The sequence below is a fragment of the Neptunomonas sp. XY-337 genome (genome assembly GCF_004959845.1).
GTDB classification, from domain to species: Bacteria; Pseudomonadota; Gammaproteobacteria; order Pseudomonadales; family Balneatricaceae; genus Neptunomonas; species Neptunomonas marina.
Genome location: NZ_SPLL01000003.1, coordinates 522,165 through 546,537, shown reverse-complemented (window position 1 = coordinate 546,537; position 24,373 = coordinate 522,165). Strand labels below are relative to the sequence as shown.

The 24,373-nt window shown below is 50.1% G+C and carries 26 protein-coding genes; 23 read left to right on the top strand and 3 right to left on the bottom strand.

The genetic code is table 11. The features are described 5' to 3' along the window. The 7 genes from dnaJ to E4L36_RS09675 all read left to right on the top strand — a co-directional run bounded on the left by dnaJ (position 1) and on the right by E4L36_RS09675 (position 7,698). Positions 1 to 1,131: a molecular chaperone DnaJ gene (gene dnaJ, locus E4L36_RS09705; RefSeq protein WP_127693282.1), complete on the top strand. Its 1,131-nt coding sequence runs from the start codon at positions 1 to 3 to the stop codon at positions 1,129 to 1,131. A gap of 47 nt (positions 1,132 to 1,178) precedes the next feature. Beyond that, complete coding sequence (gene cysE / locus E4L36_RS09700; RefSeq protein WP_136680425.1) at positions 1,179 to 1,973, top strand: serine O-acetyltransferase; 795 nt, start codon at positions 1,179 to 1,181, stop codon at positions 1,971 to 1,973. A gap of 24 nt (positions 1,974 to 1,997) precedes the next feature. After that, positions 1,998 to 2,798, top strand: coding sequence for a 4-hydroxy-tetrahydrodipicolinate reductase (gene dapB / locus E4L36_RS09695; RefSeq protein WP_136680424.1), 801 nt, complete (start codon positions 1,998 to 2,000; stop codon positions 2,796 to 2,798). 168 nt (positions 2,799 to 2,966) lie between these two features. Then, entirely contained in the window at positions 2,967 to 3,356 is a 390-nt protein-coding gene (locus E4L36_RS09690) for a DUF3461 family protein (RefSeq protein ID WP_136680423.1), read from the top strand. 65 nt (positions 3,357 to 3,421) lie between these two features. Then, entirely contained in the window at positions 3,422 to 3,733 is a 312-nt protein-coding gene (locus E4L36_RS09685; RefSeq protein WP_136680422.1) for a YqfO family protein, read from the top strand. Between the two features lie 164 nt (positions 3,734 to 3,897). Beyond that, the gene (locus tag E4L36_RS09680) at positions 3,898 to 6,768 is read left to right on the top strand and encodes a cache domain-containing protein (protein ID WP_136680421.1); all 2,871 of its coding nucleotides are present in this window, start codon (positions 3,898 to 3,900) and stop codon (positions 6,766 to 6,768) included. Positions 6,769 to 6,795: 27 nt separating this feature from the next. Next, positions 6,796 to 7,698, top strand: coding sequence for a DMT family transporter (locus E4L36_RS09675; RefSeq protein ID WP_136680420.1), 903 nt, complete (start codon positions 6,796 to 6,798; stop codon positions 7,696 to 7,698). Here E4L36_RS09675 and E4L36_RS09670 read toward each other — a convergent pair. Beyond that, a complete protein-coding gene (locus E4L36_RS09670; protein ID WP_136680419.1) occupies positions 7,695 to 8,258 on the bottom strand; it encodes an NUDIX hydrolase in 564 nt (187 codons plus the stop codon). The two genes, E4L36_RS09675 and E4L36_RS09670, sit on opposite strands and share 4 nt — an antisense overlap. Before the next feature lie 103 nt (positions 8,259 to 8,361). Here E4L36_RS09670 and E4L36_RS09665 point away from each other — a divergent pair, with 103 nt between their 5' ends. From E4L36_RS09665 to E4L36_RS09655, 3 genes are read left to right on the top strand one after another with little or no spacing between them, the layout of a single operon-like run. After that, positions 8,362 to 8,955, top strand: a complete 594-nt coding sequence (locus E4L36_RS09665) for a CoA pyrophosphatase (RefSeq protein ID WP_136680418.1) — start codon at positions 8,362 to 8,364, stop codon at positions 8,953 to 8,955. Continuing rightward, positions 8,945 to 9,139: a DUF1289 domain-containing protein gene (locus tag E4L36_RS09660; protein ID WP_127693273.1), complete on the top strand. Its 195-nt coding sequence runs from the start codon at positions 8,945 to 8,947 to the stop codon at positions 9,137 to 9,139. The genes E4L36_RS09665 and E4L36_RS09660 overlap by 11 nt, the downstream gene beginning before the upstream one ends. Before the next feature lie 10 nt (positions 9,140 to 9,149). After that, on the top strand, positions 9,150 to 9,455 hold the full coding sequence (locus E4L36_RS09655) for an MTH1187 family thiamine-binding protein (protein WP_136680417.1): 306 nt from the start codon (positions 9,150 to 9,152) through the stop codon (positions 9,453 to 9,455). Positions 9,456 to 9,481: 26 nt separating this feature from the next. Here the strand turns inward: E4L36_RS09655 and E4L36_RS09650 are convergent, their stop codons facing one another. Then, the gene (locus tag E4L36_RS09650) at positions 9,482 to 10,747 is read right to left on the bottom strand and encodes an HlyC/CorC family transporter (RefSeq protein WP_136680416.1); all 1,266 of its coding nucleotides are present in this window, start codon (positions 10,745 to 10,747) and stop codon (positions 9,482 to 9,484) included. A 76-nt stretch (positions 10,748 to 10,823) separates the two neighbouring features. Further along, positions 10,824 to 11,615 carry a cytochrome c biogenesis protein CcsA gene (ccsA, locus tag E4L36_RS09645; protein ID WP_127693270.1) on the bottom strand — a complete coding sequence of 264 codons (792 nt, stop codon included), beginning with the start codon at positions 11,613 to 11,615 and terminating at the stop codon, positions 10,824 to 10,826. A gap of 182 nt (positions 11,616 to 11,797) precedes the next feature. Between ccsA and ffh the strand changes: the two genes are divergently transcribed. The 13 genes from ffh (at position 11,798) to nfo (ending at position 24,365) form a co-directional block, all read left to right on the top strand. Continuing rightward, a complete protein-coding gene (gene ffh, locus E4L36_RS09640) occupies positions 11,798 to 13,183 on the top strand; it encodes a signal recognition particle protein (RefSeq protein ID WP_136680415.1) in 1,386 nt (461 codons plus the stop codon). 190 nt (positions 13,184 to 13,373) lie between these two features. Beyond that, entirely contained in the window at positions 13,374 to 13,622 is a 249-nt protein-coding gene (gene rpsP / locus E4L36_RS09635) for a 30S ribosomal protein S16 (RefSeq protein WP_127693268.1), read from the top strand. 27 nt (positions 13,623 to 13,649) lie between these two features. Then, entirely contained in the window at positions 13,650 to 14,183 is a 534-nt protein-coding gene (rimM, locus tag E4L36_RS09630) for a ribosome maturation factor RimM (protein ID WP_136680414.1), read from the top strand. A gap of 3 nt (positions 14,184 to 14,186) precedes the next feature. Beyond that, a complete protein-coding gene (gene trmD / locus E4L36_RS09625) occupies positions 14,187 to 14,942 on the top strand; it encodes a tRNA (guanosine(37)-N1)-methyltransferase TrmD (RefSeq protein ID WP_136680413.1) in 756 nt (251 codons plus the stop codon). Between the two features lie 9 nt (positions 14,943 to 14,951). Continuing rightward, positions 14,952 to 15,308: a 50S ribosomal protein L19 gene (rplS, locus tag E4L36_RS09620; protein WP_127693265.1), complete on the top strand. Its 357-nt coding sequence runs from the start codon at positions 14,952 to 14,954 to the stop codon at positions 15,306 to 15,308. A 126-nt stretch (positions 15,309 to 15,434) separates the two neighbouring features. After that, the gene (locus E4L36_RS09615; RefSeq protein ID WP_136680412.1) at positions 15,435 to 16,805 is read left to right on the top strand and encodes a hypothetical protein; all 1,371 of its coding nucleotides are present in this window, start codon (positions 15,435 to 15,437) and stop codon (positions 16,803 to 16,805) included. A 9-nt stretch (positions 16,806 to 16,814) separates the two neighbouring features. Beyond that, positions 16,815 to 17,741 carry a site-specific tyrosine recombinase XerD gene (gene xerD, locus E4L36_RS09610; protein WP_136680411.1) on the top strand — a complete coding sequence of 309 codons (927 nt, stop codon included), beginning with the start codon at positions 16,815 to 16,817 and terminating at the stop codon, positions 17,739 to 17,741. Between the two features lie 62 nt (positions 17,742 to 17,803). Beyond that, positions 17,804 to 18,535, top strand: coding sequence for a DsbC family protein (locus tag E4L36_RS09605; protein WP_136680410.1), 732 nt, complete (start codon positions 17,804 to 17,806; stop codon positions 18,533 to 18,535). Between the two features lie 252 nt (positions 18,536 to 18,787). Then, complete coding sequence (locus tag E4L36_RS09600; RefSeq protein WP_136680409.1) at positions 18,788 to 20,083, top strand: homoserine dehydrogenase; 1,296 nt, start codon at positions 18,788 to 18,790, stop codon at positions 20,081 to 20,083. Positions 20,084 to 20,095: 12 nt separating this feature from the next. After that, on the top strand, positions 20,096 to 21,487 hold the full coding sequence (gene thrC, locus E4L36_RS09595; RefSeq protein ID WP_136680408.1) for a threonine synthase: 1,392 nt from the start codon (positions 20,096 to 20,098) through the stop codon (positions 21,485 to 21,487). A 77-nt stretch (positions 21,488 to 21,564) separates the two neighbouring features. Further along, on the top strand, positions 21,565 to 23,304 hold the full coding sequence (recJ, locus tag E4L36_RS09590; protein WP_206064538.1) for a single-stranded-DNA-specific exonuclease RecJ: 1,740 nt from the start codon (positions 21,565 to 21,567) through the stop codon (positions 23,302 to 23,304). Between the two features lie 24 nt (positions 23,305 to 23,328). Then, positions 23,329 to 23,511, top strand: coding sequence for a hypothetical protein (locus tag E4L36_RS09585; protein WP_127693259.1), 183 nt, complete (start codon positions 23,329 to 23,331; stop codon positions 23,509 to 23,511). Continuing rightward, positions 23,511 to 24,365 (top strand): deoxyribonuclease IV, encoded by an 855-nt coding sequence (gene nfo / locus E4L36_RS09580; protein WP_136680407.1) that lies wholly within the window; start codon positions 23,511 to 23,513, stop codon positions 24,363 to 24,365. Before E4L36_RS09585 ends, nfo begins: the two co-directional genes overlap by 1 nt. Positions 24,366 to 24,373 lie beyond the last annotated feature (8 nt).

Genomic DNA, 24,373 nt, shown 5'->3' with positions numbered 1-24,373 from the left:
ATGTCTAAGAGAGATTATTACGAAGTACTAGGTGTTGATCGCGGCGCTAGTGATCGCGACATTAAAAAAGCATTTCGTCGTATGGCGATGAAATACCACCCTGACCGTAATCCAGACGACCAAGAAGCCGAAGATAAGTTTAAAGAGGTGAATGAGGCCTACGAAATCTTATCGGATGCCCAGAAAAAAGCGGCGTATGACCAGTACGGTCACGCTGGCGTTGACCCCAATTCGGGGATGGGTGGCGGTGGCTTCGGCGGTGCTGAGGGCTTCTCTGATATCTTCGGCGATGTTTTCGGGGATATCTTTGGCGGCGGAGGCGGTGGCCGACGTCGCAGCTCGGTGCAGCGTGGTGCAGATCTGCGTTACACCATGGACCTCACTCTGGAAGAGGCGGTGCGTGGTGTCGAGAAGAAGATCACCGTACCAACGCTAGTGGGTTGTGAAGTCTGTGATGGCAGCGGTGCGAAACCGGGTACGAGTGTTAAAACGTGTGGCACATGTGGCGGTGTTGGTCAGGTACGCATGCAGCAAGGCTTCTTTGCCGTACAGCAAACGTGTCCGACGTGTCGTGGTGAAGGTACCGTTATCAGCGATCCTTGCGATGCTTGTCATGGCCAAGGGCGTGTCGAGAAGACCAAGACACTATCCGTTAAGATCCCAGCAGGTGTGGATACAGGAGACCGTGTTCGTCTGTCTGGCGAAGGTGAAGCGGGAACGCATGGTGGCCCTGCGGGTGATCTGTATGTGCAGGTTAACGTACGAGAACACGCAATTTTTGAGCGCGATGGTCGCCATCTATATTGTGAAGTACCAATTAGCTTTATCGATGCGGCGTTAGGTGGTGAGCTTGAAGTGCCAACCTTAGATGGCCGTGTTAAGTTAAAAGTACCCGCTGAAACACAAACCGGTAAACTGTTCCGCTTGCGTGGTAAAGGTGTTGCACCGGTGCGGGGTGGCGGTGCTGGGGACTTGATGGTTCGTGTCGTGATCGAGACGCCAGTCAACCTCACCAGCCGACAAAAAGAGCTGCTGCGAGAGTTCCAGCAAACCACCGACGAAGGTCAGAAGAAACACAGTCCTAAAAAGGATTCTTTCTTCGACTCGGTGAAAAAGTTCTTTGAAGACTAGTTTAACGGGCCGCGATGCGGCCCGGTTTTGTTTACCGTGGAGCGTCCATGTTGAGAGAAAGATGTATCGCGTCGGATGAGTTGTGGGCTAGCCTGCAAGAGGAAGCTAAAGCTGAAGTGGCTAAGGAGCCATTCTTAGCGAGTTTTTATCATTCGAGCATTATCAATCATGCTGAGATCAAGGCGGCGCTATCTTACATTCTCGCTAATAAACTAGCGGACGATGTTATGCAGCCGGTGTTGCTACGTGAGCTAATTGAGCAAGCGATGGATGCGGACCCGCGCATTATTGATGCGGCCTGTTGCGATATTCTCGCAGTCAAAACTCGTGACCCTGCGATTAGTCTCGCCTCAACCGTGTTGCTTTACCTGAAAGGCTTCCATGCACTGCAAGCTCATCGCGTTGCGCATTGGATGTGGCAAGAGGGTCGACGTTCTATGGCGCTCTATATTCAAAGTCGCGTGAGTTGCGTTTTGCAGGTGGATATCCATCCAGCCGCACAGATTGGCCAAGGCGTAATGCTTGATCATGCGACAGGTGTTGTGATCGGCGAAACCTGTGTGATCGAGAATGACGTTTCCATTTTGCAGAACGTCACGCTGGGCGGTACCGGTAAAGAGAGTGGTGATCGTCATCCTAAGATTCGCGAAGGTGTTTTGATCGCCGCCGGTGCGAAGATCTTTGGCAACATTGAAGTCGGTAAAGGTGCCAAGGTTGGCGGCGGTAGTGTCGTATTAGATAATGTACCACCACATACCACCGTGGTTGGTGTGCCTGCTAAAGTGGTCGGTGCTGCGGGTTGCGAAACCCCCGCGTTCGATATGGATCACAAGCTGGGCTAAATGATTTTGCAGGAGAGACAAATAATGAGAGTTGCGGTAATGGGCGCTGCTGGGCGCATGGGTAAAACACTAGTTGAAGCGGTAACCCAAGCGGATGGTGTCGAGCTAACAGCAGCGACGGTCTTGCCTGATTCTAGCTTGATTGGTGCTGATGTGGGCGAGCTTGCCGGCGTAGGCAAGTTGAATGTCGCGTTGGCTGGCTCTTTGCAAGATATCGTTGACGATTTTGACGTGCTGATTGATTTTACGCAGCCAGAGACAACGATGGAAAACCTGACGTTCTGTGCTGAGCATGGTAAAAAAATGGTGATCGGCACAACAGGTCTAACTGATGATCAGAAAGCGCACCTAGCTGCGTGTGCTGAAAAAACAGCGGTGATGTTTGCGTCCAATATGAGTGTGGGTGTGAACTTATGTTTCAAGGTGCTCGATATGGTGGCTCGCACACTTGGTGATGACTATGACGTTGAGATCATTGAGACACACCACCGCCACAAAGTTGACTCACCATCAGGCACAGCGCTTAGTATGGGTGAGGCGGTAGCGGGTGCCTTAGGTCGCGATCTTAAGAAGTGTGCCGTCTACGGGCGTGAAGGCCAAGTGGGTGCACGGACGCGTGAAGAGATCGGTTTTGAGACGATTCGTGCCGGTGATGTGGTTGGTGATCATACGGTGCTGTTCGCCAATGAGGGTGAGCGGATTGAAATTACCCACAAAGCGAGCAGCCGAATGACGTTTGCTAAAGGTGCAGTGCGCGCATCCAAGTGGCTCGAAAGCCACGATAAAGGCTTGTTCGATATGCAGGATGTGTTGGGCCTGCGTTAATTGGTACTTGTGCCGAACGCTTGATAAAAAGCCGCTTTGAAGCGGCTTTTTTGTTTTCGCGACATGAGTCAGGTGAGGCTGACTTTTCTATTTGCTTTGCCGAGTATTTCAGCTAGTCTGCGTTATACTTTTGTATATAACGAAACGCTATTCAGGAGCAGTAGGGCTATGTCAGAGGAAAAATTCCCCACATTAACTGAAATGGGTATTGAAGAACCTAGCGATATCGAACGTTACACTTCGCGCATTGAAGGCGATGTTGATGTCCTAAAAATCTACTTCCATCGCCACCAAGGTGAGTGGATGGCGAAGAGCAAAAAGTTCAAGTTCAAGCGCATGCACAAGAATATGCGTGTGAACGAAGGGCGTGTGCCGTACATCGCGACTACAGAGTCATCGCCTTATTTCTTGCGTGCAGTTGCAGAGCTGGATAGCTTGGTTGCCGCTGAGCGTACGAGCCAAGATCATAAGCAGCGGCTGCTTGATGACATTGAGCATCTCGAGAAGGTTGTTTCACGTAAGATTGAGGATATGCGTCGCCAGATCGAAGAGATGTAACGCTCTATTTAGTGATATTTTTGATCGGCTCACGATGTTTTGCCGCCTTTCATAAGGAGAGCTAAGTGTATAAATTAGCGTTTTTTGTCCCTGAATCTCATCGTGAGCTTGTCAAAGAGGCCCTTTTTGCTGCCGGCGCTGGTCGAATAGGTGACTATGAGGCGTGTTGCTGGCAAACCTTAGGCGAGGGTCAATTCCGTCCTAATGAACAGAGTCAACCGTTTATAGGCCAGCATGGTCAGCTCGAGACCTTACCTGAGTGGAAGGTCGAAATGGTTTGCAGCGATGAGCTCATCAAATCTGTCATCGCTGAGCTACGTCATACTCACCCCTATGAAGAACCCGCCTTTGACGTATGGAGACTTTCTGACTTCTAAATCAGTATATAGAATATTGTTTTTCTATTGGTCTTACTAAAGAACTGATATAGTAGGCGCCTTCAAAAGTGTTGTCGCTTTATGCAAACAGGTTTTGGTTTGTAAAGGCAGATTTGGCCCTGATTGCAGAGGGCTTTGTTGGTGGGAGTCGTTTGTAACCCGTTATGTCACTCAACATTGATACGCAATCTATCCCGCGTTACCTAACAGCAGGTATGCTAGGTGCAGTATTATTACTGCTCGCGACAACAATCGTTTTCTTTTTCTCTCGACTCTATGATGACACATCACGTTTGGAAGAGTTGCATGTCGATGTGGTGGAAGCACAGAAGAAGCGTCTAACACACGAGTTAAACTCCTTGCATGATTATATCCGCTTTACGTCAACACAAGCGGAGATGGAGTTGGAGCAACAATCGAAAGAGGTTGTTGATCTTGCCTACCACCTTGCCCATTCCTTATACCAACAAAATCAGCAGCGTCTAACGGAGGCGCAGCTCAAAACTCAGATAATTGAAGCGTTGCGTGGGCCGCGTTTTTTTAGTGGGCGCGGTTACTATTTTATTGATGATATGGCCGGGCAGTGCATATTGTTGCCGACTGCACCCGACTTAGAGGGGTCGTCGCTACTCGATAATCGTGACGATACTGGGCATTACATCATGCGTGGTCTGATTGACGTAGTAGAGCAAAGTGAAACCCACTCGGGGTATAGCCGCTATCGTTGGTATGCGCCGGACTATCCCGATCAGATGCGTAATAAAATTGCTTACGTGCGCTTATTTGAGCCGTATGGCTGGATTATTGGCGCTGGAGACTACCTATATCAATTCGAGAATGATCTCAAAGAGGTTGCTCTCACACGGATACGTTCTCTGAGATTCGGCGATAATGGATATTTTTCGGTACTCGACCGAGAGGGAAATGTTCTCTATGCACCTAAATCGAGTGCGCAGTTCCCCGTTCATGTGGACAACATCCCATCCAAAATGGAGCGTGATGTTGTGCATAAAGTGTTGGCGGTGGCTGAACAAGGCGGCGGCTTTGTGCAATACGATTGGTTCACGCCCAATACTGATGAGCCGCGGATAGCACGCAAGCTCTCGCTGGTGCAGAACGTTGATGAGTGGGGTTGGGTGCTGGTCGCTGGGGTGTATCCCGAAGAGATTGAAGCCGTATATCGTGATCTGGTGTTACGCCAGAAAGAGAATGACCGAAGTGACTTTATCAAGCTGGTGATCGCACTGTCTGTGATCGGGGCGGGTGTGCTGGTCTGTGCTTGGTTATATGGCAGTTGGCTGAAACGTTTGTTCTATGCCTATCAGAAGAGTATCGAAACGCAGCAGTCCAAAATTGAAGGTGATGCCAAGGCGTTACGGATTGCATCGCGTGTTTTTGACACTGCGAGCGAGGGTATCATCGTCACGAACCCCGATAACCAGATTGTAGCGGTTAACCGATCCTTTACTGCCATTACTGGCTACCAAGAGGAGGAAGTGGTAGGGCGCTCGCCATCCATTCTCTCCTCTGGAAAGCACACACGCGAGTTCTACGACAGCATGTGGCGTGTGCTGCAAGATGAAGGACGATGGGCGGGTGAAATCTGGAACCGGACCAAGTCAGGAGCGGTTTACCCCGAGCAGCTATCTATCGCAGTTTCGCGCGATGAAGATGGCAACGTCGTGAACTATATTGCGACTTTCAGCGATGTGTCGGATCAAAAGAAAGCGGAAGAGCAGCTACGTTATATGGCTGATTATGACGAGCTGACGGGGTTACCTAATCGACGCCACCTGATGGCGCAGGTTGCGCGTCTTATCAATGAAGTGGATCAGAGTGAGTTGCACCAGTTCCACCTGCTATTTATGGATCTTGACCGTTTTAAAGTGATCAATGACTCCTTGGGCCACTGGGTTGGTGATAAGGTTTTGCAGGAGATCGCGCAGCGCTTACGTCAAGATGTGACTGATATCGATATGATCGGGCGCTTGGGCGGTGATGAGTTTGTTATCTTGTTGAGAGAACGGCCTGAAATAACAGAGAGTGCCGGTACTTATGCCCAGCGCTTGATACACATCGTTGCCGAAGCGATCAAAGATAAAGACTTTGACCTCGTTATCACGCCAAGCATCGGTATCTCATCTTACCCCGATGATGGGGCTGACTTCGGCGAGTTGGTTAGCAGTGCTGATGCAGCGCTTTATCACGCTAAATCTCAGGGGCGCAACAACTATCAGTTTTATCGCCGTGACCTTAATGCGAAAGCGTCTCGTCGTTTATTGATGGAAAGCGCGTTGCGTATGGCATTAGAACGCGACGAGTTAGAGCTCTATTATCAGCCGCAGTACAACTTACTAGATCGCAGCATCGTTGGCTGCGAAGCCTTGCTTCGCTGGAAACATGATGGTCAGTTTATCTCGCCTGCGGAGTTTATCCCGCTGGCAGAGGACTCTGGACTCATCCTCTCAATCGGTGATTGGGTGCTGGAAGAGGGCTGTCGCCAAGGCGCTGAGTGGTTAAAGCAAGGGTTTGATCTGCCCTGTGTGGCGATTAATGTCTCACCGGTGCAATTCCGCGAAGGCTTCTTCGAAACCGTAATGGATATTCTGGAGCGCACCGGTTTCCCTGCATCCCATCTAGAGTTGGAGCTTACGGAGAGCACGCTAATGAACGATGTGAATCGCGCTCAGCAGCTACTCAGTAGCTTTCGCGCGATCGGTGTACGGACGGCTCTCGATGACTTTGGCACCGGATATTCTAGTCTGGCCTATCTTAAAAAGTTCTCTCTTGATAAGCTCAAAATCGATCGTGCCTTTATCGACGGCTTGCCTGATGATAGCGATGATAACGCGATTACTGCCTCAATCTTGGATGTGGCCCGCCACTTAAGCTTGGAAACCATCGCGGAAGGCGTTGAAACCGAAGCACAGCTCAACTTCTTGGGTGCTTACGGGTGTGATCAAGTGCAGGGCTTCTACTTCTCTAAACCGCTGACTTCTCAAGACTTCGTGCGTCTATTGCATAAGGTCCACTAAAGCACTAACAGCAAAAGGAATAACGCTATGTTGCTTCGTTGGTTGCCAACGCTGAGCTTGTTTTTCGCGATGGCGTTGTGGGCAAGTTCATTTATTGCGCTCAAACTGGCTTTTATGCATTACGATCCGATGGTGGTGATCTTCGGGCGCATGGTAATTGGGGCCTTGTGTTTTATTCCGTTTTATAAACTTTGGTGCCGCTTTGAGTATCGCCGTGGCGACTTGCTTTGGCTTGCCGTGATGGCTATTGCTGAGCCTTGCTTGTACTTCGTATTTGAAGCAAATGCACTGACTTATACCTCGGCCGCACAAGCTGGGATGATTACCGCAATGGCCCCGCTGCTTGTGGGTATTGGTGCGTTCTTTGTATTGAAAGAGCGGATGAGCCGCTCGGCGCTGTTTGGGTTTTTAGTGGCGGTGGCCGGTGCGCTATGGCTTAGCCTCACTGCTGAGGATTCGGCACATGCTCCTAACCCGCTACTGGGTAACTTTTTAGAGTTTTGTGCCATGGTCTGTGCAGCGGTTTATTCGTTGGCTCTTAAGCATCTGAGTGAGCGTTATTCGCCGTGGTTTTTGACAGCCCTGCAAGCCTTTTGTGGTTCGGTGTTCTTTTTCCCGCTGCTGTTTTTACCGCAAACGACACTCCCAACTGAGTGGGCAGGCTCTGGCGTAATGGCTATTCTCTACCTCGGTGTATTCATCAATATCGGCGCGTATGGGCTGTATAACTTTGCCGTTTCTAAAGTTAAAGTTTCTCAGGCATCAGCATTTATTAACTTGATTCCGGTCATTACGCTCTTACTTGCGTTTATCATCTTGGATGAACGTATGACCTTCGAACAGTTGCTTGCCTCTGGCGTGGTGCTGGCCGGGGTTATTCTGAGCCAGCAGCGCAGCTCAGAGTCTGCGCCAGAAACCGCTAGCGCTTAGTTTTTAGGGTCAGTGTAGACGCCCGGTGGTGTGTTAATATCGACGCAGTGCAGAGGGAACTCCCCACGGGCTAAATCCTCTATATAAAAGCGCAGTGCGTTTCGTATCGTCTGAAAAGCCAACTGATCCCACGGGATCTCATCGAGGTGGAATAGGCGTACTTCAGACGATTCTGAGCTGATATCAAACTCAGGTTTTGGCAGGTCAGCAAGGTAGATCAACTGCACTTGGCTGACATGTACGATGGATGTGAGCGTGTAGAGCTTACGTATATCAACCTGTGCGTTTGCCTCTTCTGCGGTTTCGCGTAGGGCAGCTTGCTCGGTGGACTCGTTGTTTTCCATGAAACCTGCGGGAAGTGTCCAGTAGCCGAGGCGCGGCTCAATCGCACGTTTGCACAGTAAAACGTATGTATCTTGGTATACGGGAAGGCAACCGGCAACAATCTTAGGGTTGCTATAATGAATCGTAGCGCAGTGCTCGCAGACGAAGCGCGGTAGGTTATCGTTCTCGGGTACTTTTAGGGTGACGGTGTGGCCGCATACGCTACAGAACTTCATCTATCTCACTCTCCCTTTTTGAGAGCTATTTTGAGATAAGAGGCGATAGACGACAAGCGGTTTTCGCGCTCATATCCAGCAAGTTTAATCGATACGAGGATTTATGCTCGAACAACTACGAGAGCGTTTACAGCAGTACTCCCCATACCAGTTCAGAAGCGCACAGCCCCAAGCAAGTGTGCTCATTGCGCTGACGGACGCAGCCGATCCCGAGGTGATTTTAACCAAGCGCTCCTCGCGCTTGTCTACGCACCGGGGGGAGGTGGCGTTTCCGGGCGGTAAGCAAGATCCAACAGATCCTGATCTTTTGTTTACGGCGCTGCGCGAGGCTGAGGAGGAGATCGGCTTATCACCGAATGCGGTTGATGTGCTAGGCAATCTTGGTCAGGTAATGTCCAAGCACCAGTTACAGGTGACACCGTGGGTTGGTATTGTGCCCACAGGGCTGAGGCTTGAGGCTAACCCGGATGAGCTGGAAAGTATTTTTACCGCACCGCTATCCTTCTTTTTACAGGATCATCGCGCGCGTACGGATAGTATTCGCTTTAAAGGTTTAACGCATTACGTTCCCGCATACGAATATGAAGGGCATATCATATGGGGGTTAACCGCTTATATGCTTGTAGAACTGCTGAACGTTGGATTTGACGCTAACATCCCAATGAAACCACGACCGGAGCACGATAGTGAGTGTTGAGACTAACGAAGATAAGCCTGTGAGGAGTCCGTGTGTCGGTGTTTGTGCACTGGATGAGCACGATCTGTGTATTGCTTGCCGCCGTCACGGGATCGAGATTGGCGAGTGGGGTGTGCTAACCAATGCGCAAAAGCGTGAGGTGCTCGAAAAAGTCGCGCGCCGCCATCAAGGCGAGATTTGTTGAGGAGCATGTGATGAAGGTGATGATCGACTTATGTGTGGTGCCGATGGGTGTTGGTGTATCGGTATCGTCCTATGTGGCCGCCTGCCAGCAGGAGATCGAAGCGGCCGGTTTGTCCCACCAGATGCATGCCTACGGAACTAATATTGAAGGTGAGTGGGATGAAGTATTTGCCGTGGTGAAGCGTTGCCACGAGGTGGTGCATGAATTAGGTGCTCCGCGAGTCACAACCAGTATGCGTATCGGAACACGCACTGATCGCGACCAAACCATGGCTGATAAAGTACAAAGCGTAACTGAGAAGTTGACGACGAGCTAGCCCGTTACAGGCTAGCTCGGTAAGTGCTATGAGCGTTGAGGAATCGCTACTAGGCGTGCGGACTTAATCAAGTTGTCAGTGATTTGTAGCGTCTCAATACGATACTGGCCGATGGTCAGGCAAACGTTTGCATCGGGGATCGATTCAAGCGTCTCAATAATAAGGCCGTTGAGTGTTTTCGGCCCATCAGTAGGGAGCTCCCAATTGAGCGTCTTATTGATCTCGCGAATATAAGCAGAGGCTTCGATGAAGTAGCTGCCATCTTCCTGCAGGTGAATATCAGAGTTCTCCTCCTTGTGATCTGCAGAGAGTTCTCCAACGATCTCTTCGAGGATATCCTCAAGCGTTGCAATACCCTGTACATCACCGTACTCATCCACCACTAACCCAATGCGGCGGCTCTCCTTTTGAAAGTTCAGAAGTTGAGTTTGCAGCGGTGTGCTTTCTGGAATGAAATACGGCTCTGCGATCACCTGCAAGATAGCGGCTTTTGTCACCATGCCCTGCTGGATCAGTTGTGCTAGGTTGCGCATGTGCAAAATGCCAACCACTTTGTTCACATCACCATTGTAAACCGGCAGACGAGTGTGGGCGGTTTTGGATAGCTTATCGAGGATATCATCCAGTTCAAGATCAAGGTCGATGCCTTGAATCTCATTTTTCGGGATCATGATGTCGTCAACGGTCACATCATTGAGCTCTAAAACGCCCAACAGCATCGACTGCTTGCGCTTTGGCAGCAGGGCGCCTGCTTCATTGACCAGTGTGCGCAGCTCTTCGGTGCTGAGATGGTCCTCGTTCTGGCTATCAACGTTAACGCCAAACACCTTCAAGATGCTATTTGTGATTCCGTTAACGATCCAAACGAGTGGATAAAGTAGCTTGAGCAGAGGCGTTAAAACAAATGAAGCTGGAAATGCGATGCGTTCTGGAAATAGCGCAGCCATTGTCTTTGGCGTGACTTCAGCGAAAATTAGGATCACCAGTGTCAGCGCAGCTGTAGCGATGGCAATACCGGCGTCTCCCCAAATGCGCACAGCTAGCACGGTAGCAATTGAGGTGGCTAAGATGTTAACGAAGTTGTTGCCGATCAAAATAACGCCGATGAGGCGATCTGGACGGTCTAAGAGGTTGCTCGCTCTGCGGGCCCCCGCATGTTTCTGTTTTACTAAATGCTTTAGTCGATACCGGTTGAGCGACATCATGCCGGTTTCAGAACTCGAGAAAAAAGCAGAACAACAGATCAGAAAAACGAGAATTCCGAGAAGAAAACTTATCGATGCTTCTTCCAATGTGGGAGGCCTTAGATTACTTAGTGGAGCTCCATTTTCAAGAGCGGGCCACGAGGTGTCAAGAGGTACTCACCATCTAAAGGTTTAATACCTCAATCACCATCTTTGAGCCGAAGAAGCCGATCATCAGCAAGAAGAAACCACTGATCGTCCAACGCACGGCTTTTTGGGCTCGCCAACCCTGTACTTTGTGCCCCCACAGCAGCACTGCGTAGAGTAGCCAAGCGAGCATAGTGAATACGGTTTTATGCACGAGATGTTGGGCAAAGAAATCATCAACGTAGATGAAGCCGGTAATTAGCGACGCGGTCAGCAAGCTGATGCCAATCCATAGCATCTCAAACAGCAGGCGCTCCATGGTCTGGAGCGGCGGCAGGGAGGATACAAGACCACGTGTGTGGTGCTGTTTTAGCGCTTGGTCCTGCATCGATAGCAAGAATGCTTGAAATGTTGCGACCGTAAAGATGCTATACGCCAAGATAGACAGCAATATATGTAACAACAGACCGCCACTGTAGAGTTTGGTTGTCCCCAAATTAGGCAGCCAAATCGCGGTGAGTGCGGCGAGGGCAGCCATCGGTAGTACACCGATATAGAGGTTATCGATTTGCTGGCGCAGGCTGCTGATAACCACAACGCCGGCAACTAACCACCCAACTAAAGAACCTGCGATAAAGGTGCCAAGGTTGATGCCATCGGGGCGATGCAGCACCAAATATAGCGCAAAAGTGTGCATCAGCATCCCTGCAATGGCGCACCCTTTGATAATGCTGCCATTTAACGTGATACGACGTTTAAGTTTTAGAAACTGTATAGATGCTGCGGCAAAGTAGAAAACAACGGCCAGCAGTGTCGAGATGGTTAGCATCATGCCCTCCTGATAAGAGTCTAAGTGTGTCACAAATGCTGCACGCTGAAAATATGGGTGGGGGGATAAAGATCGCTGAGTTATAATGCTGCAAATTTATGATTTCAAGACGCTTCTTAGATAATGTTGGATAACCGGTAAAGCGGATTTCAACACAGCAAAGAAGCGCATTAGAGGTAACTATGTTTGAGAATCTGTCAGATCGCTTAACGAAAACGCTACGCTCTGTTACCGGACAGGCAAAACTCACAGAAGACAACATCAAAGGCACACTGCGTGAAGTCCGTATGGCGCTTTTGGAAGCGGATGTTGCGTTACCCGTCGTTAAAGAGTTTGTAAATGGCGTTAAAGAGCGCGCGATTGGCCAAGAGGTGAGTTCTAGCCTAAAGCCGGGCCAAGTCTTCGTTAAAATTGTCAACGAAGAGCTTGTGCGCGTAATGGGTGAAGCCAATGAAGAGCTAAACCTCTCTGCTCAACCGCCTGCCGTTGTTCTTATGGCGGGTTTGCAAGGTGCGGGTAAGACCACGTCTGTTGCGAAGCTGTCGCGCTTTTTGCGTGAGCGCGAGAAGAAAAAAGTTTTGGTTGTTTCTGCTGACGTATATCGTCCTGCAGCGATCAAGCAGCTAGAAACATTAGCGAGTGAAGTGGGTGTCGACTTTTTCCCTTCAACCACTGAGCAAAAGCCGATCGATATTGCGAGTGCAGCGATCAACCATGCACGTATTCAGCACTACGATGTGCTGCTAGTGGATACGGCAGGCCGTTTGCATGTTGATAGCGACATGATGGACGAGATCAAAGCACTGCATGCTGCCATCAACCCTGTCGAAACACTATTTGTCGTTGATGCAATGACGGGTCAAGATGCGGCTAACACGGCTCGAGCGTTTAATGATGTTCTGCCGCTCACCGGTGTCGTGCTGACGAAAGCAGATGGTGATGCGCGCGGTGGTGCTGCGTTATCTGTGAGACACATCACAGGTAAGCCGATTAAGTTCATCGGTATGGGTGAGAAGGTTGACGCACTCGAGCCATTCCACCCGGATCGTCTTGCATCACGCATTCTGGGTATGGGTGATGTTCTTTCGCTTATTGAAGAAGCTGAGCGCAAGATCGATAAGACTAAAGCGGAGAAGTTCGCCAAGAAGATCAAGAAAGGGAAAGGGTTTGATCTTGAAGACTTCCGTGAGCAGATCCAGCAGATGAAGAATATGGGTGGCATGATGGGAATGCTGGATAAGATGCCCGGTATGGGTCAGCTTGCGCAAGCTGCAGACGCTGCGAAAGCAGAGAAGGGCATTGTGCAGATGGAGTCGATTATCAACTCTATGACACCTGCGGAACGCCGCAACCCGGATATCATTTCCGGCTCACGCAAAAAGCGTATTGCAGCGGGTTCAGGAACTCAAATTCAAGATATCAATCGTCTGCTAAAACAGCATAAACAGATGTCTAAGATGATGAAGAAGTTCTCGGGTAAAGGGGGGATGTCGAAGCTGATGCGCGGTATGAAGGGTATGATGCCGCCGGGCATGGGTGGCGGCCCTGGTGGCTTCCCAAAACTGTGATGGTTTTTTGACCACAAAGTAGCATATATGCTTTCAAATAGGGGGCGGTTCTAGTAGAATCCGCCCCCTATTGTTTTATCAGTACCGCAATTGAAGCGTGTTTTAGTTATTTTGAATAACAAATACGGACTGAAGGCGGCAAGCTAACGCTAGGCGATACCAAAACCTAGCACAATAAAGGGATCATCGTATGGTCACAATTCGTTTGTCTCGTGGCGGCGCAAAAAAGCGTCCTTTTTACCAAATCACTGTTGCTGATTCTCGCAATGCGCGCGATGGTCGTTTTATCGAACGCATCGGTTTCTTCAACCCAGTTGCTCGCGGTCAGGAAGAGAAGCTACGCATTGATTTAGAGCGCGTTGAATACTGGACTGGTAAAGGCGCGCAACTATCTGAGCGTGTCGCTCAGCTAGTGAAAGAAGCTAAAGCTGCACAGTAATCGCGACTAAGCTTACCGGGATAGGTTATGAGCCGTAATACAACTAATAATATTGCTGTACTCGGCCAACTGACGTCGGTCTATGGTGTGAAAGGGTGGCTTAAGGTCTACTCACATACCGATCCGATGGAAAATATCCTCTCGTACTCGCCTTGGTTGTTAAAAATCGAAGGTCAGTGGAAACCGGTAGAGGTCGAGGCTTCTAAGAAGCACGGCAAGGGCTTAATAGCGAAACTGGCTGGTGTAAGTGATCGCGATGTGGCACGACAATTTTGTGGTGCTGAGATCGCTGTTGATCGCTCGTTGTTACCTCAATTGGAGGCAGGCGAGTACTACTGGAGCCAGCTGGAAAAACTGTCAGTTTATACACTGAATGGCGAATTGCTAGGACGTGTAAGTCACTTGATTGAGACGGGTTCCAACGATGTGTTAGTTGTTCGTGGGAATGCCGAGAGTATTGATCGTAAGGAACGTATGATTCCTTATTTGCCTGATCAAGTGATTAAAGAAATTAACCTGGAAGCAGGTACGATGCGGGTCGATTGGGACCCAGAGTTTTAACGCGTGCAATTTGGCGTTGTATCGCTCTTCCCTGAAATGTTTGATGCGATTACTAAGCATGGTGTTTCAGGGCGTGGAGTAAAAGAAGGCTTAATCTCTGTTGCATGCTGGTCTCCACGAGACTTTGCATACGATAAACATCGCACAGTGGATGATCGCCCTTATGGTGGTGGTCCTGGTATGTTGATGAAGGTTCAGCCTCTCAAAGATGCAATCCATGCAGCGAAGGCAGCACTGGGTGATGACACCCAGGTTGTTTATCTTTCGCCGCAGGGACGTCGCTTTGATCACTCTATTGCTCAGGAGTTTGTTGCCTGGGATAAAATGATCTTAGTAGCGGGCCGTTACGAGGGAATAGACGAGCGCTTAATTGAAACGGAGATCGATGCCGAAATCTCTTTAGGGGATTTTGTTCTCAGTGGTGGTGAGTTACCCGCCATGGCGATTATCGATGCCGTATCAAGGTTAGTGCCGGGTGTTTTGGGCCATCAAGCGTCTGCAGTCGAAGATTCATTTGCAGATGGTTTGCTGGACTGCCCTCATTACACTCGTCCAGAAGCAATCGATGAACTGCGCGTACCTGATGTGCTGTTAAGTGGTAACCACGAAGAGATTAGACGCTGGCGTCTAAAACAGCAGCTAGGCCGAACATACGAAAGGCGGCCTGAATTGCTGGATCAGATCGAGTTGTCCGCAGAGCAGCAAAAGTTGTTAACAGATTATATCCATGAGGCTAAGACGCCTGATGGTGGAAATTAGGAGCGAGCGATGAGCAGCAAAAAACCAATCATTCAGCAGCTTGAAGCTGAACAGATGACTAAAGAAGTCCCTGCATTTGGTCCTGGTGACACAGTTGTTGTGCAGGTACGTGTAGTTGAAGGTAACCGTAGCCGTCTGCAGGCGTTTGAAGGCGTTGTTATCGGTAAGCGTAACCGTGGTCTGAACTCAGCTTTCACTGTGCGTAAAATTTCTCACGGTGTTGGTGTTGAGCGTACTTTCCAAACGTACAGCCAAACAGTTGAAGAGATTCACCTGAAGCGTCGTGGTGACGTTCGTCAGGCTAAACTATACTACCTACGTGAGCGTAGTGGTAAGTCTGCTCGTATTAAAGAGAAGTTGAGCTAAGCTCTCTTTAAGCGGCAGTAAAGAAAAAGGTGACTATGGTCACCTTTTTTGCGTTATAGACTAGTATATTTTCTTACGGTATCTGTATAACTACTGCCTGAGTGGTCACTTCAAAAGAGGGAAAGCATGAAGCGTTGGCTTAAGTGGGCTGTTTACCCGTTAGTCTTAATTTCGATCGTAGCAGCGATACAGGGTTACTATTGGGTAAAAGCTACCGATGCCGTCAATGCGCTGATTCGCCCGTTTAAAGGTGTCGCTAAGGTCGATTATCAAGAGGTTTCAGCGTTCCTATTCTCTCCGGTGGTGGTGTCTGATATCACGGTTAGAGATCAGCAGAACAATCCGCTACTCTCAATTGATAAGCTAAATATAGCGGGAAATAGCTGGCACTTTTTTCTTACCGCGCATGATCAGATGTATAGCGGTCGTCTCACCGAACCTTTCTCTCTGCAAGCGTCTGGACTCTCGATAAACTTACCGAGTATCTCCAAGGCTTACTCTAAAACAGATACATTGCCTGATCAGCTCTGTTCACTACAAGACGACCTGCTGCCAGCAGCACTGCTTGCGTACGGTTACGGTGCGCAACCTGGAGAGGTTAAAATTGCATTTGAGCCTTCTGCAAACCGTCAGCAGTTAAAAATCAGTTTAGATGGTGATATGACTGGTATAGCGACAGTAGAGCTTCAGTTATGGCTAGGCAACGTCAACGGCGTCTCTTTGTTGCGTAAAGATCTGGCTCTCAGCCGCGTGGCATACAGTCGTTTACGGGTGCGCGACAAAGGAATGAATATTCGCCGCTTAAACTATTGCTTGCCTGAGTCTGCATCACGTGAGGGGCAGCAACGCTATTTGGCGGAGCGTGTTGATCAATGGGCTTTAGAGCATGATATACAGCCCTCTAGGTTGCTAAAGCAGGCGCTAGTCGCGATTGAAATGTCAGGCTCAAAAGCCGAACTATTACTTGAACCTGCCGTGCCGGTATCGCTTGAGGCACTGCTACGGACTAAGGTTGCCAAAGACTCCCTTATTACGCCATCGGAGGTCGCATTGACCATCAATGCGGAACAGGTAAAGCTCAGTGAGGGTGATTGGGTGGTGATCAATAGTGTTGCAGAGAAGGCGCCAACCTCAGAGCTTGCGAGTGACTCAGAAGAGGATGTACCGCCAGTATTGCCGATTGTAGAGGCGGTTGAGGTTATTGAGGAAGAGGTGGTTGAGGAGAAGCCCGCTAAGCGCTTGAGAGAAATTATCCCCGGTGTTGTGGCGCTGGAGCACAGCGATGTATCAGTCGCTTATATGAATACAGCTGTAAGTGAGCTGCCTGCTTATATCGGGCGTGAGGTGAAGATAAAAACACGCTTTGGCAAAGAGGTGATGGGGCGCTTAGTGGCAGTGAACAAAGAGCGTGTGAGCGTGCAACATCATCTAGAGCAGGGTAATATCACCTTTCCGATCTATCGCGAAAATATCGCTAACGTCAAAGTGCTGCGTTAAGAGGTTGCCTTGGATCAGCGGTTTACGCAAAGAGCACCCACGGCGACTAATCTTGTACTTATCAACAACTTTGTTGATGCTTTATGGTTAGAAGATGGGTTGAGCCGAAACACTCAGCTCGCTTATCGGCGTGATCTCTCGCTTTTCGCCAACTGGCTGCAGGATCATGGTGTCCTATCCTTGTCTGACGCCGCTAAACCCGACGTGCAGCGCTATCTTGTTTGGCGCGTGAGCGAGCAGTTTAGCGCAACGTCAACGTCCCGGTTTCTCTCCGCAGCGCGCCGCTTTTATCGCTTTTTGGTGCGTGAGCATCATATCGTTAGTGATCCTCTTATAGATATTAAGCTGCCCAAAAAAGGGCGGCGTTTACCCAAAACGCTGACCGAAGATGATGTGGAAGCGCTCTTAAATGCCCCGGATACCTCTACGGCGTTGGGGGTGCGGGATCGCGCTATGTTGGAGGTGTTATACGCCACCGGTTTGCGTGTGACCGAGCTGGTTAGTTTAGAGCTTAGTCAGATTAACCTGACACTAGGTGCTATTCGGGTCGTGGGTAAAGGTGACAAGGAGCGCCTTGTCCCGCTGGGCGCTGAAGCGATCGAATGGATTCAGCGATATATGGATCAAGCGAGGCCTGACTTGGTGAAGGGGCATAGCCTAGAGGTATTATTTCCAAGTCAGCAAGGGCGCGTGATGACTCGGCAAACATTTTGGCATAGGGTGAAGCGCTATGCGGGCGAGATTGGTATCGATAAGACGTTGTCGCCACACGTTTTGCGTCATGCCTTTGCCACGCATTTGATAAATCACGGTGCAGATCTTCGCGTTGTTCAGATGTTGTTGGGCCACAGTGATCTATCTACTACGCAGATATATACGCATGTCGCGCAGGAGCGGTTGCAGCAGCTGCACCAAGCACATCATCCGCGTGGCTAAATTGGGAACTTAAATGGGTCAGGTTCGTCTGACTATCTAAATTCAAGAGAGTTGAGGGATACATGTCTAGAAGTTTAATCGCAGCAGGTGCTTTGGCGCTGATGGCTGTTAATGTGAGCGCGGATGCGACGACAGACCTTATCGAGTCACAGATCCGTAAAATCGATGCGCGCATCCCGATCAACTCGATCAAGCCTGCATCTATCGGAAACTTGTATGAAGTAGAGCTGGGCTCTGGTGAAGTTCTCTACTCTGATGCCAAAGGTGAATACTTTGTATTGGGGCAACTTTACCAGCTGAGCGATGACAAGGGCTTCGTCAACCTGACAGAGCAGCGCGCAAATGGCCAGCGTAAAGAATTGCTTGAAGCGGTTGCCGCGGACGATAAAGTGACGTTCCCAGCTCAGGGGCCAGTGAAAGCATCAGTTTACGTGTTCACAGATGTTGACTGCCCATACTGTCAGAAGCTGCACCAAGAGGTGCCGAAGCTTCAAGAGATGGGTATCGCTGTGGAGTATCTAGCGTTCCCTCGCCAAGGCGCCGGCTCGCCTGCACATCAGAAGATGGTAAGCATCTGGTGCGCGGATGATAAGCAAGCTGCGATGACAGCGTCTAAAGCGCGTCAAACACTAGAGAATAAAACATGCGAAAACCCAGTTCTTGAGCAATATGCACTTGGCCAAGAGGTAGGTGTTACAGGTACGCCTGCAATCGTCACGCAAGAGGGTCAGTTGATCCCGGGTTATGTGCCAGCAGAGCGTCTCGCTGCAATGTTGGGTATCACTGCGGAGTAATATACTCGCTAAGGCAGCCGCGAGCATTGCGGCTGCCACCGTTTTGCATGCTGCTCATTACATAGCAGTGTTTTTCGTCTGCTTTTTCCTGCAAAAAACGGCCTTTTAAACCTTTTTTCCTCGCCTAGTTTTTCTTACTTATCCCCTCTCGTTCAATAGAGAATACTCAGCTTATCGGATATACTGTTTGCCCATTTTTTGTTCGCAACCTCTTATGGCGGCGGATTGGCTTGTAAAACGCGAGGTATTGGTTTGAAACCGGTAAAAGTTGGAATTTGTGGCCTAGGGACCGTAGGCAGCGGTACCTTTAATGTTCTGCACCGCAATGCAGAAGAGATTTCTCGTAGAGCTGGGCGTCGAATTATTGTGGAGCAGATTGGTGCTCGTCGCGATAATCCGAACTGCAATACGAAAGGTACACAGGTGACACGTGACATTTTTGATGTTGCGAAAAATCCGGAAATCGACATCGTTGTTGAGCTAATCGGTGGCTATGACGTAGCACGTGAACTCGTGATGACAGCAATCGAAAACGGCAAGCATGTCGTAACGGCAAACAAAGCACTGATTGCTGTTCATGGTAACGAGATCTTTGAAGCGGCTCAAAAGCACAATGTCATGGTGGCGTTTGAAGCAGCAGTTGCTGGTGGTATCCCGGTTATTAAAGCGATCCGTGAGGGGCTATCGGCAAACCGCATCAACTGGCTTGCAGGCATCATCAATGGTACGGGTAACTTTATCCTGACAGAAATGCGCGAAAAGGGCCGTGACTTTGCTGATGTATTGGCAGAAGCACAGGCGCTTGGTTATGCCGAAGCGGATCCGACCTTCGATGTGGAAGGTATTGACGCAGCGCATAAGCTAACGATCCTGTCATCGATCGCCTTTGGTATTCCGCTGCAGTTTGATAAAGCGTTCACAGAAGGTATCAGCAAAGTGACACCGGAAGATGTGACATACGCTGAAGAGCTCGGCTATCGCATCAAGCATCTAGGCGTTAGCCGTCGTACAGAAGAAGGTGTCGAACTGCGTGTTCACCCAACCTTGATTCCGGAAGCGGCTCTGCTGGCTAATGTGAACGGTGTGATGAATGCTGTGCTGGTTGATGGCGATGCTGTTGGCCAAACGATGTATTACGGTGCGGGTGCAGGTGCTGAACCGACCGCTTCTGCTGTGGTTGCTGATGTAGTCGATGTGGTTCGTACACTCACAGCTGATCGCGATAACCGTGTGCCGCACTTGGCGTTCCAGCCGTCGTCGCTTTCTGATGCTCCTGTTCTACCTATCGAACAGACTGAAACCGCTTACTACCTACGTATGCAGGCGCAAGAACAGCCTGGCGTGCTCGCAACGATCGCGCAGCAGTTAGGTGATCAAGGTATCAATATCGAGGCGATCATCCAGAAAGAGACAAGCGAAGAGCAGGTACCAGTTATTATCCTGACGCAGCGTGTTCAAGAAGGAAAGATGAACGCAGCGATCGCAGCTATCGAAGCGTTGGACGCGGTCCACGGTCAAGTGACACGTATTCGAGTAGAGCAGCTTTAAGAGATAAACGTCATGAAATATATTTCGACGCGCGGCACAGCGCCAGTTTTGAACTTTGAAGAGGTCTTGCTAGCGGGCTTGGCGAGTGATGGTGGCCTGTATGTTCCAGAAACGCTGCCATCTTTTAGCAAGGAAGAGATAGCAAACTGGGCTAGCCTAAGCTACGCCGAGCTAGCGTTTAAAGTGATCTCGCCGTTTGTTAGTGATAGCGTTGCAGCTTCTGACCTGAAGAAAATGATCGACGAGACCTATGCAGGTTTCAATCATTCTGCTGTTGCGCCGCTGAAAGAGCTAGGCACCAATGAGTGGGTTCAGGAGTTATTCCATGGCCCAACCTTGGCGTTCAAAGACTTCGCGTTGCAGTTACTAGGCCGTTTGATGGACTATGCCCTAGCGAAACGTGGTGAGCGTTTGGTTATCATGGGGGCTACATCGGGCGATACAGGCTCGGCTGCGATTGAGGGCTGCCGCCATAGTGACCACCTGGATATCTTTATTCTGCACCCTCACAACCGTGTATCAGAGGTGCAGCGCCGCCAGATGACGACGATTTTGGAAGACAATGTCTTCAATATCGCGCTGGAAGGTAACTTTGACGATTGCCAGCAGATGGTCAAAGACAGTTTTGCCGATCAAAGCTTCTTGAATGGCCGTAAGTTGGGCGCAGTTAACAGTATCAACTGGGCGCGCATTATGTCCCAGATCGTTTACTACTTCTCTGCAGCGCTAGCACTGGGCGGTCCACATCGTGAAGTGAGCTTCTCTGTACCAACAGGTAACTTTGGCGATATCTTTGCCGGTTATTTGGCGAAGCAGATGGGCTTACCTATTAAGCAGTTGGTGGTTGCAACGAACCGTAACGATATTCTGCACCGTGTGATCAGCGGTAACGATATGTCTAAAGGTACGCTGGAGCATACCCTATCGCCGTCGATGGATATTATGGTCTCTTCTAACTTCGAACGTCTGCTGTTTGATGTGTATGGCCGTGATGGTGCAGCGATTGCTGATCTGATGGATCGCTTTAAGTCGGGTCCTGTCAAACTCGATGGTGCGCGTTGGGATAGCGTACGTGAGCTGTTCGATAGTGCCGCGGTTAACGATGAAGACACCTGCGCAACGATTGCCTCTGTTTATGAAGAGACCGGCTACCTGCTAGATCCGCACACAGCGATTGGTGTGAAAGCGGGCCGTGAATGTAACCGTGATGCGTCTGTACCTATGATTACATTGGCAACCGCTCATCCGGTTAAATTCCCAGATGCGGTGCTAAAGGCGGGCTTAGATGCACCGCAATTACCATCACATATGGCAGACCTCTTCGAGCGTGAGGAGCGTGTATCGGTGATCGATAACGATATCGCGCAAGTACAAGCCTTTATGGCTGGCCATATGCACGATTAAGCGATGGTTGCTTAGCTGTGAAAAAGCCCGATTCTTATCGGGCTTTTTTGTCTGATCAGAGTTTTCAAGGACAATACGTGAAACAGGTGACGATAACACGGCGGCAAGTGAGTGATACTCAACTGCCGATCTTTTCTGAAGTGCCCTCTGCATTAGCACGTATCTATGCAGCGCGCGGTATTACCGCAACTGACCAGTTGGGCCGCAATCTCAAGGAGTTGCTTCCCGATTCTCAGATGAAAGGGGTTGATGCTGCTGTTGCCCGTTTGGTGAGTGCTCTCAAAGCGCGTGAACGCATCATGATAGTAGGTGACTTTGACTGTGATGGCGCAACAAGTACTGCTGTTGCGATAACAGGACTGCGTATGATGGGCTGCCGTGATGTCGAGTATCTAGTGCCCAACCGCTTTGAGTTTGGTTATGGGTTGAGCCCGGAAATCGTCGATGTTGCTGCCACGCAAAGTCCTCATCTCATCGTGACGGTTGATAATGGTATATCCAGCTGCGAAGGTGTGGCTCATGCTAAGCAGCATGGTATCGATGTGATCGTTACTGACCACCACTTGGCGGGGCGTGAGCTACCAAATGCTGCTGCTATCGTGAACCCTAATCAGCCAGGTTGCAGTTTTCCAGCTAAATCGACCTGTGGTGTGGGCGTCATCTTCTATATTCTGATCGCCCTGCGCCGTGAACTCATGGCGCAGCAATGGTTTGAACAGCAGGGAATAGCTGTTCCCAATCTGGCCAATCTGCTGGACTTAGTGGCACTGGGTACCGTCGCGGATGTGGTGGCCTTAGAGCACAACAATCGCACGCTGGTGTATCAAGGTTTGCAGCGTATCAAGGCGGGTCAGGCGCGGCCGGGAATTCTGGCGCTGATCGAGATTTCGGGGCGCCGCCGTGAGCGCTTAACGGCAAGTGATCTGGGTTTTGCTTTGGCGCCGCGGCTTAATGCGGCGGGCCGACTAGAGGATATGTCGATCGGCATTGAGTGCTTACTAGCGGAAGATGAAGAGTATGCCCGCGAGCTTGCACAAACGCTCGATGCGCTCAATCTTGAGCGACGTGGCATTGAGCAAGATATGCAGCAGCAAGCGCTACAGTGGCTAGGCCAACTGAGCCTTGAAACCGAAAACCTGCCGGTTGGGCTTTGCCTCTTCGATGAAAGCTGGCACCAGGGTGTCGTGGGTATTTTGGCGTCCCGTATTAAGGAGCGTACTCATCGCCCTGTGATCGCCTTTGCGCCCGGTGACAACGGAGAGATTAAAGGGTCCGCTCGCTCGATTCCAGGGCTCCATATTCGTGATGCTTTAGATCAAATTGCGGCATCCAATCCGGGCCTGATCAGCAAATTCGGTGGCCATGCAATGGCCGCAGGCTTATCGCTGCAGGCAGATAAGCTCGAGGCGTTTCGCCAAGCGTTTGACCGTGTCGTGCGGCAAACGCTATCGGATGAGGACTTAGAGCAGCGCATCGAGACTGATGGTGTGTTGCGTGGCGATGAGATGACACTCGCTTTTGCTGAACAGTTGCGCGACGCAGGCCCTTGGGGGCACCAGTTTCCCGAGCCGCTCTTTGACGGTGAGTTTCGGCTAGTGCAGCAACGAGTCGTGGGGCAAAAGCATCTAAAAATGGTGCTGATGGAGCGTGACACCGGTTATACCGTTGATGCGATTCACTTCAACGCCGATATGATGCTTTGGCCCAATGAAAGTGTGCAGAGCGTGCGTGCCGTCTACAAGCTAGATGTAAACGAGTTTCGGGGGCAGCGCACCGTGCAGCTGTTAATCGATCACCTCGAAGTGGTCGAAAATTAATACAATAGAAAGTAGGGGAAAGTTATGAACGATTTTACATTAGATGAGCTAAACGCTTTGGTTGCTATCTGTCAGCGCGCAGATGCAGAGCAAGGCAGTGCCATGGAGCAGGAGCTGTTTACACGTATTCAAGCGGCTCAAGCTGAACGCCAAGAGTTAGAGAGTATGGATTTTGATGACTGCTTAGGCGGTGCGTGTAAGCTCTAATGGCATTGAAACCCTATTTTATTGGTGCGCATGTCAGCGCCGCGGGCGGAGTCGAAAACGCTCCGCTCAATGCGCATGAGCTTGGGGCGAACGCCTTTGCGCTATTTACCAAAAATCAGCGCCGCTGGGAGGCTAAGCCCTTAACCAGCCGCAGTATCAAGCTTTTCAAGGAGCGCTGTGAGAAGCTTGGCTTTATGCCTGAGCAGGTACTCCCTCACGATAGTTACCTGATCAATCTAGGCCACCCCGATGCCGAAGCGTTAGAGAAATCCCGCCGCGCTTTTATTGATGAGATGCAGCGCTGCGAGCAGCTGGGTCTTTGCTACTTGAACTTCCACCCGGGGAGTCACCTGCGAAAAATACCAGAGAGTGAGTGTGTGGCGCGTATTGCGGAGTCGATTAACCTCGCGCTTGAGGCAACAGCAGGAGTTAAAGCGCTGATCGAAACAACGGCTGGACAGGGGAGCAATTTAGGCCATCGCTTTGAGCAAATAGCACACATTATTGCTCAAGTTGATGACCAAAGTCGGGTGGGGGTGTGTATCGATACTTGCCATATTCACGCGGCAGGCTACGCTTTGAGAACGGAGGCTGATTGTGAAGCGACGTTTAACTCCTTCGCGAAGATTATCGGGTTTGATTATTTGTACGCGATGCACTTGAACGATGCCAAAGTAGAGCAGGGAAGCCGTGCGGATCGTCACCAAAGTCTTGGCCAAGGTGAGATCGGCTGGCCCGTCTTCCAGTACATCATGCAAGATGATCGCTTCCGTGGCATTCCTTTAGTTTTAGAAACGATTGACGAGACTTTATGGAAGGAAGAGATTCAAGCGCTGCGCAGCTTTGCTCACTAGCTTGCTTG